The sequence below is a fragment of the Rhizobacter sp. genome, assembly GCA_021153565.1.
Lineage (GTDB): Bacteria > Pseudomonadota > Gammaproteobacteria > Burkholderiales > Burkholderiaceae_C > Albitalea.
In genome coordinates this window covers 1-11355 of the sequence record JAJKJU010000197.1, presented here as the reverse complement: position 1 = coordinate 11355, position 11355 = coordinate 1, and the positions used below count along the sequence as shown (strand labels likewise).

15 protein-coding genes are annotated in these 11355 nt (G+C 61.9%); 3 read left to right on the top strand and 12 right to left on the bottom strand.

What is annotated here, in order from left to right:
- Positions 1 to 117: 117 nt before the first annotated feature.
- Positions 118 to 333: a twin transmembrane helix small protein gene (locus AC30NL_RS12350; protein ID WP_489464295.1), complete on the top strand. Its 216-nt coding sequence runs from the start codon at positions 118 to 120 to the stop codon at positions 331 to 333.
- 231 nt (positions 334 to 564) lie between these two features.
- Here the strand turns inward: AC30NL_RS12350 and AC30NL_RS12345 are convergent, their stop codons facing one another.
- The 8 genes from AC30NL_RS12345 to AC30NL_RS12310 form a co-directional block, all read right to left on the bottom strand.
- Entirely contained in the window at positions 565 to 1449 is an 885-nt protein-coding gene (locus AC30NL_RS12345) for a cytochrome c oxidase subunit 3 (RefSeq protein WP_489464294.1), read from the bottom strand.
- An 83-nt stretch (positions 1450 to 1532) separates the two neighbouring features.
- Positions 1533 to 1709, bottom strand: coding sequence for a DUF2970 domain-containing protein (locus tag AC30NL_RS12340; protein WP_489464297.1), 177 nt, complete (start codon positions 1707 to 1709; stop codon positions 1533 to 1535).
- Positions 1710 to 1765: 56 nt separating this feature from the next.
- Positions 1766 to 2389, bottom strand: coding sequence for a cytochrome c oxidase assembly protein (locus AC30NL_RS12335; RefSeq protein WP_489464293.1), 624 nt, complete (start codon positions 2387 to 2389; stop codon positions 1766 to 1768).
- A gap of 21 nt (positions 2390 to 2410) precedes the next feature.
- A complete protein-coding gene (locus AC30NL_RS12330; RefSeq protein ID WP_489464292.1) occupies positions 2411 to 2521 on the bottom strand; it encodes a cytochrome oxidase small assembly protein in 111 nt (36 codons plus the stop codon).
- A gap of 40 nt (positions 2522 to 2561) precedes the next feature.
- The gene (ctaD, locus tag AC30NL_RS12325) at positions 2562 to 4181 is read right to left on the bottom strand and encodes a cytochrome c oxidase subunit I (protein WP_489464291.1); all 1620 of its coding nucleotides are present in this window, start codon (positions 4179 to 4181) and stop codon (positions 2562 to 2564) included.
- 39 nt (positions 4182 to 4220) lie between these two features.
- The gene (coxB, locus tag AC30NL_RS12320; RefSeq protein ID WP_489464290.1) at positions 4221 to 5402 is read right to left on the bottom strand and encodes a cytochrome c oxidase subunit II; all 1182 of its coding nucleotides are present in this window, start codon (positions 5400 to 5402) and stop codon (positions 4221 to 4223) included.
- A gap of 16 nt (positions 5403 to 5418) precedes the next feature.
- A complete protein-coding gene (locus AC30NL_RS12315) occupies positions 5419 to 6072 on the bottom strand; it encodes a DUF2244 domain-containing protein (RefSeq protein ID WP_489464289.1) in 654 nt (217 codons plus the stop codon).
- Positions 6073 to 6151: 79 nt separating this feature from the next.
- The gene (locus AC30NL_RS12310) at positions 6152 to 7057 is read right to left on the bottom strand and encodes a class I SAM-dependent methyltransferase (RefSeq protein WP_489464288.1); all 906 of its coding nucleotides are present in this window, start codon (positions 7055 to 7057) and stop codon (positions 6152 to 6154) included.
- Positions 7058 to 7103: 46 nt separating this feature from the next.
- Between AC30NL_RS12310 and AC30NL_RS12305 the strand changes: the two genes are divergently transcribed.
- Positions 7104 to 7823, top strand: a complete 720-nt coding sequence (locus AC30NL_RS12305; protein ID WP_489464287.1) for a double zinc ribbon domain-containing protein — start codon at positions 7104 to 7106, stop codon at positions 7821 to 7823.
- 5 nt (positions 7824 to 7828) lie between these two features.
- Positions 7829 to 8302: a tRNA (uridine(34)/cytosine(34)/5-carboxymethylaminomethyluridine(34)-2'-O)-methyltransferase TrmL gene (trmL, locus tag AC30NL_RS12300; RefSeq protein ID WP_489464286.1), complete on the top strand. Its 474-nt coding sequence runs from the start codon at positions 7829 to 7831 to the stop codon at positions 8300 to 8302.
- A gap of 88 nt (positions 8303 to 8390) precedes the next feature.
- Here the strand turns inward: trmL and AC30NL_RS12295 are convergent, their stop codons facing one another.
- The 4 genes from AC30NL_RS12295 to grxC all read right to left on the bottom strand — a co-directional run bounded on the left by AC30NL_RS12295 (position 8391) and on the right by grxC (position 11217).
- Positions 8391 to 9362, bottom strand: a complete 972-nt coding sequence (locus AC30NL_RS12295) for a Bug family tripartite tricarboxylate transporter substrate binding protein (protein WP_489464285.1) — start codon at positions 9360 to 9362, stop codon at positions 8391 to 8393.
- Positions 9363 to 9396: 34 nt separating this feature from the next.
- Positions 9397 to 10380, bottom strand: a complete 984-nt coding sequence (locus tag AC30NL_RS12290; protein WP_489464284.1) for an NAD(P)H-dependent glycerol-3-phosphate dehydrogenase — start codon at positions 10378 to 10380, stop codon at positions 9397 to 9399.
- 15 nt (positions 10381 to 10395) lie between these two features.
- Positions 10396 to 10866: a protein-export chaperone SecB gene (secB, locus tag AC30NL_RS12285; RefSeq protein ID WP_489464283.1), complete on the bottom strand. Its 471-nt coding sequence runs from the start codon at positions 10864 to 10866 to the stop codon at positions 10396 to 10398.
- Between the two features lie 93 nt (positions 10867 to 10959).
- Positions 10960 to 11217: a glutaredoxin 3 gene (gene grxC, locus AC30NL_RS12280; RefSeq protein WP_489464296.1), complete on the bottom strand. Its 258-nt coding sequence runs from the start codon at positions 11215 to 11217 to the stop codon at positions 10960 to 10962.
- Between the last annotated feature and the right edge of the window lie 138 nt (positions 11218 to 11355).

The following is an 11355-nucleotide window of genomic DNA, read 5'->3' as shown; positions in this document are numbered from 1 at the left end:
GGCTATGGCGAGCATTTGCAACGACGAGCAGGGGTCTTTTGGCGTGATGAGCGGGCATGATCGAAATACTCTCAGCCTCTCAGCCTCGCGCAAAGCGCGAGCGGATAATCGGTACGCATGAAGATTCTCATCACCGTTGCATTTGTCGCCATCCTCAGCGCACTGGCCTTCGCGGGTGTCGCCATGGTTCGCGGCAAGGAGGGCGAAGGCAAGAAGCCCACGATGATGCATGCACTCGCATGGCGGGTTGGCCTGTCAGTGGCCCTCTTCCTATGCATTCTGATCAGCTACAAGCTCGGTTGGATTCAGCCCACGGGCATTCAGCTACGTTGACTCGCTCAGAGGCTGAGAGTTTTTCGAGCGTGTCCGAGCAGCGCGTCAAAAGGCGCCTGATCTAGGCGCAAAGCGCAGCCATAGCCCGGGCTATGGCGAGCAGTTGCAACGACGAGCAGGGGTCTTTTGGCGTGATGAGCGGGCATGCTCGAAATACTCTCAGGCTCTCAGCGCACCGGAAGTGAAAAACGCCGCACTTCGCGGCGTTTTTCATGGGTGGCTTCGGTGTTGTCAGAACCAGTAGACGATGACGTACAGACCCAGCCACACCACATCCACGAAGTGCCAGTACCACGCCGCGCCTTCGAAACCGAAGTGACGCGTCGGCGTGAAGTGGCCCTTCATGAGTCGCAGTGTGATGAACAGCAGCATCAACATACCGACGAACACGTGGAAGCCGTGGAAGCCAGTGAGCATGAAGAAGGTCGAGCCGTAGATGCCAGAGCTGAGCTTCAAATTCAGCTCATGGTAGGAATGGTAGTACTCGAAGCCCTGCAGGCCCAGGAAGGTCAGGCCCAGCAGCACGGTGATCCACATCCACGCGATCGTCTTGCCGCGCTGGCCGGCGATGAGTGCATGGTGTGCGATCGTCAGCGTGACGCCCGAGGTCAGCAGCAATGCGGTGTTGATCGTCGGAATGGGCCACGGACCCATGGTCGTGAAAGGCTCGATCGTGCCGGCTGGCGACGCGGTGACGCCGGCCTGCAAGCTCGGCCACACGGCCTTGAAGTCGGGCCACAGGATGGCATTCGACAGACTGCCCAGTGTCGGCACCGAGTACAGGCGGGACCAGAACAGGGCACCGAAGAAGGCGCCGAAGAACATCACTTCCGAGAAGATGAACCAGCTCATCGACCAGCGGTACGACACGTCGATCCGGTCGCCGTAAAGGCCACCTTCGCTCTCGCTGATGGCTTGGCCGAACCACTGCTTCATCGTCAAGGCCCAGAACAGCAGGCCGAACAGCAGAAGCCACTTGGCCCAATCAGAGCCGTTGATCCATTGACCAGCGCCCATCATGACGCAGAACAGGCCGATCGAGGCCATCACCGGGAAGCGCGATGGCGCCGGGACGAAGTAGTAAGGCGTTTGCCCTTGTTGCGTCGCTGCCGACATGTTTTCTCCTGGAATCCGAATCTTCTGAAACTCATTCACGCTGAATGCCGCGTCGCCGGTTTCAACGCTCCCACATTTCGTGCCTACTTGGCCACCCCACTGGACAACACCCAGCTCACCAATGCGATCAACACACCGATGAAAATCGCCACGCCGATCAATCCTGCAATGATGACGTGAACCGGGTTGAGCTGGTTCACGTCTTTCTCGTAGTCCGCCGACTTGCGCACGCCGAAGAACGACCAAGCCACTGCCCGCATCGTCTGCAGAAACGAGGCCTTGCGTTGAACAGCCTCGCGAAGCGGATTGTGCTCGGTCACGACTGTGCCCCAGTCGTCTTGATCGCCGCCTGCGGCGCCGCAGGAATCTTGCCGCCCACCTCGAAGAAGGTGTACGACAAAGTGATCGTCTTCACGTCCTTCGGAAGCTTCGGGTCGATGACAAACACCACCGGCCACTGTTTGCTCTCGCCCGCCTTCAGCGTGTATTCATTGAAGCAGAAGCACTCGAGCTTGGTGAAATACGGCGATGCCTGCTTGGGTGCGTAGCTGGCAATCGCCTGCGCCGCCATCGTGCGCGGCTGGATGTTCTTGAACTCGTACATCACCGTCGTGAGTTCGCCGGGATGCACGTCCACGCTGCGCTTGGCAGGCTTGAAATCCCAGACGCCGCGGGCGTTGGCATCGAACTCGACCGTGATCGTGCGAGTGAGGTCGACCTGCGTGTTGCCCTTGTAATTCGACGAGTTTCCCGGGACAGCCTGCTCCGATAGCGACAGGACGTTGATGCCTAGCGCATTGCAGATGGACCGGTACACCGGCACCAGCGCGTAGCCAAAGCCAAACATCAGTCCCACGATGACCACGAGTTTGCCGACCATGCGCAGGTTGTCACCGCGCAAGATCGAATCATGACCGGACGGAGGCAGGGCTTGCGGCATCGTCTGCTCTGGCGTCAATCTTTAGAGGCCGACGATCGCCGCCCTGGCGATGAATCCGATGAACAGTACCACGGCGACAGAGGCAAGGACCAACGCCAGCCGCAGGTTTTGCTTCTTTTGCTCAGGCGTCATGCTGCACGCTTCGTGGTTGCGTCGGATCGCTGGTCGAGAGTCAGCCGATGACCTTGGTCGCGGCTGCATTCAGCTTGGGCGGATGCTCGAAGGTGTGGAAAGGTGCCGGCGACGGCACTTCCCATTCCAGACCTTCGGCGCCTTCCCACGGCTGCTGCGGAGCGGGCTCGCCCTTGCCACGCATCATCGGGACGACGATGAACAGGAAGAAGTACACCTGCATCAGGCCGAACCAGAACGCGCCGAAAGTCGCGATCATGTTGAAGTCGGTGAACTGCATGGGGTAGTCGGCATAGCGACGCGGCATGCCGGCCAAACCCAGGAAGTGCATCGGGAAGAAGGTGACGTTGAAGGCGATCAGCGAACCCCAGAAGTGGATCTTGCCGCGCGTTTCGCTGTACATCACGCCCGTCCACTTGGGGCCCCAGTAGTAGACGCCCGCGAACATCGCGTAGAGCGAGCCGGCGACGAGCACGTAGTGGAAGTGCGCGACGACGTAGTAGGTGTCCTGCAACTGGATGTCCACCGGCGCCATCGCGAGGATGAGGCCTGTGAAGCCGCCCATGGTGAACACGAAGATGAAACCCACTGCGAAGAGCATGGGCGTCTCGAAGGTCATCGAGCCGCGCCACATGGTGGCGATCCAGTTGAAGATCTTCACGCCAGTGGGCACCGCGATCAGCATGGTCGCGTACATGAAGAACAGCTGGCCGGTAACGGGCATGCCGGTCGTGAACATGTGGTGTGCCCACACGATGAACGACAGGATGGCGATCGACGCCGTGGCGTACACCATCGAGGTGTAGCCGAAGAGGCGCTTGCGAGCGAAGGCCGGGATGATCGCGCTGACGATGCCGAAGGCCGGCAAGATCATGATGTAGACCTCGGGGTGGCCGAAGAACCAGAAGATGTGCTGGTACATCACCGGGTCACCGCCGCCGGCTGGGTTGAAAAAGGTCGTGCCGAAATGTCGGTCCGTCAGCGTCATGGTGATGGCACCGGCCAGCACTGGCATCACGGCGATGAGCAGATAGGCAGTGATGAGCCATGTCCAGCAGAAAAGCGGCATCTTCATGAGCGTCATGCCCGGTGCGCGCATGTTCAGGATGGTCACGATGATGTTGATCGAGCCCATGATCGAGCTCGCACCCATGATGTGCAGCGCGAAGATCGCGGCGTCCATCGACGGGCCCATCTGCAGCGTGAGCGGTGCGTAGAGCGTCCAACCGGCAGCGGGAGCACCGCCGGGCAGGAAGAACGCGATCACGATCGAGAGCGCCGCGGGAATCAGCAACCAGAAGCTGAAGTTGTTCATCCGCGCGAAGGCCATGTCGGCGGCACCGATCTGCAGCGGGACCATCCAATTCGCGAAGCCCACGAAGGCCGGCATGATCGCGCCGAACACCATGATCACGCCGTGCATGGTCGTGAGCTGGTTGAAGAGCTGCGGGTTGACGAACTGGAGGCCCGGGTGGAACAGTTCGGCGCGAATGCCCAGCGCCAGGATGCCACCGAAGATGAACATCGTGAACGAGAACAGGAGATAAAGCGTCCCGATGTCCTTGTGGTTGGTCGCGAAAACCCAGCGACGCCAGCCGTGCGGATGATCGTGTGCGTGATCGTGACCGTGGTCACCGTGATGGTCGAGTACAGCGCTCATGGCGTTTCGATTCCTAAGCTTCTTGATCTGACGGCGTTCTTACTTGCGGGCAGCGGCAATTTCGCTCGGCTGCACGATCTGACCGGTGGCGTTGGACCAGTGGTTTTTGGTGAAGGTGACCACAGCCGCGATCTCGGTGTCAGAGAGCGCCTTCCACGAAGGCATGCCGTTGGCCGAGCCGTTCAACACCATGTGCAGTTGCTTGCTCTTGTCAGCATCGAGCACTGTGGGGGAACCATCGAGCGGCTTGACGGGGCCGCCGCCTTTGCCGTTGGGCTGGTGGCATTGCGAGCAGTTGGCGTTATAGACCTTCTCGCCGCGGGCCACGAGTTCGGTGAGCACCCAGACCTTGGCCGGGTCGTCGGACTTGGCGGCAATCTTCTTCTTCTCGCCGTCGACCCACCTGGAGTAGTCCTGTGCCGACAGCACCTTCACGTGGATGGGCATATAGGCGTGCTCCTTGCCGCAGAGCTCGGCGCACTGGCCGTAGTAGTCGCCGACCTTTTCGGCGCGGAACCAGGTGTCGCGCACGAAGCCGGGAATGGCGTCTTGCTTGACGCCGAAGGCCGGGACCATCCAGGCGTGGATCACGTCGGTAGCGGTGGTGATGATGCGGATCTTTTTGTCGACGGGCACGACGAGCGGGTTGTCAACACGCAGCAGGTAGTCGTCGCCGGAGGGCTTGCCCGCGTCGGACATTTCGCGCTGGGCGACGTCCAGCGTGGAGATGAAGCCAATGCCTTCGCCTTCACCCTTCAAGTAGTCGTAGCCCCATTTCCACTGGATGCCGGTCGCCTTGATGGTGATGTCGGCTGCGCTGGTGTCCTTCATTGCGACCACGGCCTTGGTGGCCGGCAGCGCCATGAAGATGACGATGATGAATGGGACGATGGTCCAGACGATTTCGACCGTCGTGCTCTCGTGGAAGTTGGCGGCCTTTGCACCCTTGGACTTGCGGTGCTTGAACATTGAATAGAACATGACACCGAACACGCCGATGAAGATCACCAGGCAGATGATCATCATGAAGTAGTGCAGCCACTGCTGTTCGCGCGCAATGGCAGTCACGGGCGGATGCATGTCGAGCTGGTTGACGGCGGGGCCGCCAGGCAGGTCATTGACTGCCATGGCCACCTGGGTGGTCAACATCGTGGCGAGCGCAAGGCCCAACTGCCCTGCCCGCTCGATCCAACCCAGCCAAAGTGCTTTCATCGTCTTCATTGTCGTCACTTCAGTTTCAAATTCTGTTCACTGCACGACCTGGGGTCGTGCGGCCGGAACGGCGCAAGGCCATTCTCAATTCGTCTGCCAACTGCCGCCGCAGCTCGGGCCTGACGTAGCGCCCCACCGCCATCTTCCGCCCCTGCCCAGACAGCTCGACCAGCGAACCGTCACACACTGCGGGCTCCACCGTCACCCACTGCGGCTGGAATTCGACTCGCTCCAGCCGGCTGCCCGACGCATGCTCGACCGTCAGACGGTTGTCGCGCAATGCGATGGACTCGCTGTCGGTGGCGTGGCGCGCATACACCAGCATCGCAACACCGACCGCCAGCAACTCGATCGCGGCAAAGGGCATCACCATTCGCGCGCCTTGCCACCACCAGAAGGCAGCGACGGCGAGCGAGATACCGCAAAGCACAGAGTAAAAACCGAGCAACTGACGTGGCGCCAACGAACAGTTCCGCTTCAGCTTCCACTCGAACGCCCACTCGCCCGCCGCGCCGCTTGACTCGTGGCCGAAGCGAAATGCGAAAGATGAGGGGACGAGGCCCACGGCACTACTCGCACTGGACGCGAGAGGTGCACATGAAGCGTCGGGCGAGCCGGATGCCGACATACTGCTGCGCTGCTGCTCCACGAGCGCCCAAATGGCCATCGGATTGGACATACATCGAATTCGAGAAGGCCTTCCGGGTGCTCCACCGTCAACCTGAGGAGTTTAGCGCAGCGGCGGAGCTCACCAGCATTCACCTGCGACGGGTTCGAACAAGGCTGCGCATCTCATCGAGAGAAACCGTCGTCGGCTGACCAGCCTGCACTTTAGGCATTGCTTTGAAAGCATGGCCGTAGGCAACCTCGAAACGCATGGCGATGCGGCCGTCGGGCCCTGAAGAGGCTTCGAGTTCTTGCTCGAGTCGGGCGCGCCATCGTGGAGTGCGAAGGGCCTGGAACCGCCCAGGCGCCGTATTGCCGCCGAGACTTCGAAGCTCGTCGAGCATCGCCTGCGGCGTGGGCCAGCTCAAGGTGATCGTCTCCTGGTCCATCACCGGATCGGCAAAGCCGGCGTGCACGAGCATGTCGCCCAGGTCGTGCATGTCCACGAAGGCCGGTGTCGGGTCGGACCATCCAACGCTGGCGTAGATTGCGCGCAGTTCGCGCAGCGTCCCAGGGCCAAGGCAGGAAAACATCACGAAGCCATCGGCGGCAATTGCCTTTTGCCAGCGGGAGATGAGCCGGGGCGGATCCTTGATCTGGTGAAGCATCATGTTGGCCCACAGCAGTTGCGCGGGCTCGCCGAGATCGTCGGATTCGAGCTTGACCTCGACGCTCTCCTTGCGCCAACGCTTGGGCGACCACCAAGGTGTTCGTTGCGCGTCGCGGCTGAGTTGGGCAAGCGCCGCGGAAGGCTCGACGAGAACGCGATGCGCATCGGGATAGGCCTGCGACAGCACCTCGGCGCTCGCACCGAGAAAGGACCACCAGTCGACGATTCGCACCGGTTGCAGCCGGATGATCTGCAGACGTTCCGCCATGCGCCGTGCCACCTCGGTATGGAGCCAGGGCGGCGAGGCCCGATGCGCGAGGCGGCGCAACACGGCGTCCACCGCGACGGCATCGAGCTGGCGTTGATCGATGGGTGGCGTGTCTGGCATGGGGCGGCAGTATATTGACCCTATCTTTTCATCACCGAGACAAGCGTTGTTCCTCACCCGATTGCTTGACGCACGGCCCGCCCGCGCCATTCCGACCCAGTGCGCCGTCTGCCACGACTGGGACCGCGACCGCATCTGCGAAGCATGCCGAACGCGCTTCATGGCCGCGGTTCCGCGATGCCTGCGATGCGCCCTTCGCGTGCCGGAGGGCGTGCGCACCTGCGGCGCCTGCCTGACCGACCCGCCCGCGCAGGACGGCGCCCTGGCTGCGATGGACTACGGCCATCCTTGGGATCGGCTCATCGGCCAGTTCAAGTTCAATGCCGCGCTCGACTTGGCGGCATCGCTCGCAAATAGTGTGGAGAACGCCTGGCGAACGAGTGGCGGCACCAAGCCCGATCTCATCGTCCCGGTGCCCCTGAGCGACCGGCGATTGCGCGATCGGGGATTCAACCAATCGTGGGAGATCGCTCGTCGCGTGGCCGTGCGCATCGGCTGCCTTGCAGATGCGGGATTGGTGCTGCGCATCAAGGACACACCGCATCAACTCGCGTTTCCCGTGGAAAAGCGCGCAGCTAATGTGAAAGGCGCATTCGCCATCGAACCGCGACGAGTGGCCGAAGTTCGGGGCAAGGTTATAGCCATCCTCGATGACGTGATGACCACTGGGGCCACTGCGGCAGAACTCGCCCGCGTGCTACGGCAAGCCGGCGCGGCGCAGGTCCATGCGTGGGTCGTGGCGCGCACTCCCACTCCAGGCGGGTGAACCTCATGTTCAACGTCGTTCTCGTTCACCCGGAGATTCCTCCAAATACTGGCAACGTGATTCGGTTGGCGGCCAACACGGGGTGTGCACTGCATCTTGTGGAGCCGCTCGGCTTTTCGATGGAAGACAAGCTGCTTCAGCGCGCGGGCCTCGACTATCACGAGTACGCAAGCGTGAAGCGGCATGCATCGTGGGACGAACTGCTTCGCTCGCAAGCGCCCGATCTGAGCCGGATGTTCGCCTTTACCACGCGAGGGGCGCGGCCGTTTGCCCAGATCGCGTGGAAGGCCGGAGATTGGTTGGTGTTCGGATGCGAAACCTCAGGCCTGCCTGACCCTGTGCGCGATTCGTTTCCGACGGACAGGCGCGTGAGGCTGCCGCTGCGCCAGGGGCAACGCAGCCTGAATCTCAGCAATGCGGTGGCGGTGGCTGTATTCGAAGCGTGGCGTCAAAATGAATACGCCGGTTCGCACTCGTAGGTGAGCAAAACCGAGTGCGCTTACTCGGCTATGGATTTGGCACGGAATAAGTTCCCGTTTTGCGCTGGCCAGCCCCCCCCCTACAACATCACTCCGGCTTGACGCCTGCTGCCTTGATCACCTGCGACCACTTGTCGCGTTCAGACTTGATGAGCCCGGCCAGCGCCTCGGGCGCTGAACCGACCGCGCTGAAGTACTGCCCCAGCATCTTCGTGCGCACGTCATCACTCTTGATGATTCGCACCAGCTCGCGTGAAAACCGATCGATGATCGGCCTCGGGGTCTTCGCGGGCGCAAGCACCGCTTGCCACGACACAGCTTCGAAGCCCGGATACCCCAACTCAGACAGCGCCGGAAACTCAGGCAGCGACGACGCGCGCCCCATCGTTGTCACGCCCAGCGCCCGCAGCTTGCCGGCCTTGACCTGCCCCATCGCAATGCCGGGCACCATGAATGCCGCCTGAACCTGCCCGGCGAGGATCGCGTTGACGACCTGCGGGAAGCCCTGATATGGCACATGAACGAGATCGATGCCGGCTCGGGTCTTGAAGAGCTCCATCGCCAAATGAGCAGCACTGCCGTTGCCCACGCTGCCGTAGTTCAGCTTGCCTTTCCTCTCCTTCGCGATCAGCACGAAATCGGCGAGGGTATTGACGCCGAGCTTCGCGTCCACCACCAGCAAGTTCGCAGACGTCGCCACGAGCGACACTGGCGCGAGCTCCTTGATCGGGTCGTAGTTGAGGCTCTTGCTCAACAGCGGCGCAGTGACCAAAGGCCCTTGGATCGTGAAGAGGAAGGTATAGCCGTCGGGCTCTGCCTTGGCCACGACCCCCGTGCCGAGATTGCCCCCGGCACCCGGCCGGTTGTCCACGACGACAGGCTGTCCGAGCGACTGCGCCAGCGGCTCGGCGATCAGACGGGCGATGATGTCCGGCGAGCTGCCTGGTGGAAATGGCACCACGAGCTTGATCGGCCTCGCGGGCCACGACTGTGCAAAAGACCCAAGCGCCAGCGTCGCAGCTCCCGCGACGGATGCTTGCAGGACACGACGACGATGCATCGAAACAGCCTCTGGATAAATTGAGATCAGGAGATCATCTCTCGGACCGTGCTTCGCGACCCATCAATTGATCGACCGCCTGCCTCGGCGTGGCGCGGCCTTCGAGCACGGCCACCACCGCTTCGGTGATGGGCATCTCTACACCGCACGCCTGAGCGCGTCGAAGCACCATCGCGGCGCTGTAGACGCCTTCGGCCACGTGCCCGAGTTCGCTCAGGATCTGGGGCAGCGGCATGCCTTGCGCGAGCAGCAGGCCGACCTTGCGGTTGCGCGACAGATTGCCGGTGGCGGTGAGCACGAGGTCGCCAAGACCGCTCAGGCCCATGAAAGTCTCGGGCTGCGCACCCAATGCGAGACCCAGTCGGGTCATCTCGGCCAGTCCGCGGGTGATCAGTGCAGCGCGTGCATTGAGCCCGAGGTTCATGCCATCGGCAATGCCGGTGGCGATGGCAAGCACGTTCTTCACCGCACCGCCAACCTCGACGCCGACGGGATCGTTCGACGTATAGATGCGCAGGCTGTCGCTGTGAAGCGCATCGACCGCATCAATGCACAAGGGAGCGTCCACGCTCGCCACAACCAGGGCCGTCGGCTGGCCCTTCGCGACTTCAATCGCGAAGCTTGGCCCGGACAACACCCCAACTCGAGCATTCGGACACACGGCCCGCGCCACCTCATGCCCGAGCCAGCCCGTGCCTTCCTGGAAGCCTTTGCAAAGCCACAGAATTCCGGGCGGGCTTTCTGGCAGGCGATGAAGCATTTCAGAGAGCCCGGCCATCGGCGTCGCGATGACCACGAGGCCATCGCGTGCGAACTCGATCGAACTGTCGAAGTCGGAGCTGATCTGCAGGCTCTCGGGCAGCGTTACCTCGTTCAGATAACGCTCGTTGCGCCGCTGCGTGAGCATACGCCGCGCCTGATCGACGTCGCGCACCCACAGCCGCGTGTCATGACGAACGCTCGCGTTGATAGCGAGCGCGGTGCCCCAGGCCCCGGCACCAAGAACGGTGAGGTTCACTGCCGGCCTGTGTCTTCAGTTTGCGCCAGCGATGGCGCCGGACCCGTTCGGTGCAGCCGCCTGCGCGCGTTGCGCCTCGAACATCGCCTGGAAGTTCACTTCCGACAGCACTACCGGCGGGAAGCCAGCGCGCGTGCACACATCGGAGACGATGGCGCGAAGGTAGGGGTAGATGATGCCCGGGCAGGCAATACCAATGATTGGCTGGAGCTGGTCTTCGGGGATGTTGCGGATCTCGAAGATGCCGGCCTGCTTGGCCTCAACGAGGAATAGCACCTTGTCGCTGACCTTGGTCGTCACGGTCGCGGTCACGGCGACTTCGTACACACCTTCAGCCGCAGGCTCGGCGGCCAGCGACAGGTTGATTTCGACTTGCGGTTGCGCCTGCTCGAGCAGGATCTGCGGGGAATTCGGCTGCTCAAGCGACAAATCCTTGAGGTAGATGCGCTGGATATTGAAGACCGGTTGTTGGGTGTCGTCTGCCATGGGAAGTCTCGCAATCGAAAGAAAGCCCGCGACCGGAATGTGCGGGCTGTAGCGCAGATTATCACCGAGGCCAAACCGGCCTCAGGTCCGGATTTACGCCTGCAAAAGGGACATCAAACCGCCCCGCTGGTCGAGGTCGATCAGGTCGTCGCAGCCGCCCACGTGGGTATTGCCAATGAAGATCTGCGGAACGGTGCGCCGGCCCGTGATCTGCATCATGGCCTGGCGTTCGGTGGGGTTCACGTCAATGCGGATTTCTTCGATGGTGTCGACGCCGCGCTGCTTGAGCAACATCTTGGCGCGGATGCAATATGGGCACACCTGCGTGGTGTACATCTTGACGTGGGCCATGCTTTTACGGTCTTTCATCATCAGGAGGCTGAGAGTTTTTCGAGCGTGTCCGAGCAGCACGCCAAAAGGCACCTGATCTAGGCGCAAAGCGCAGCCATAGCGGGCTATGGCGAGCATTTGCAACGACGAGCAGGGGGC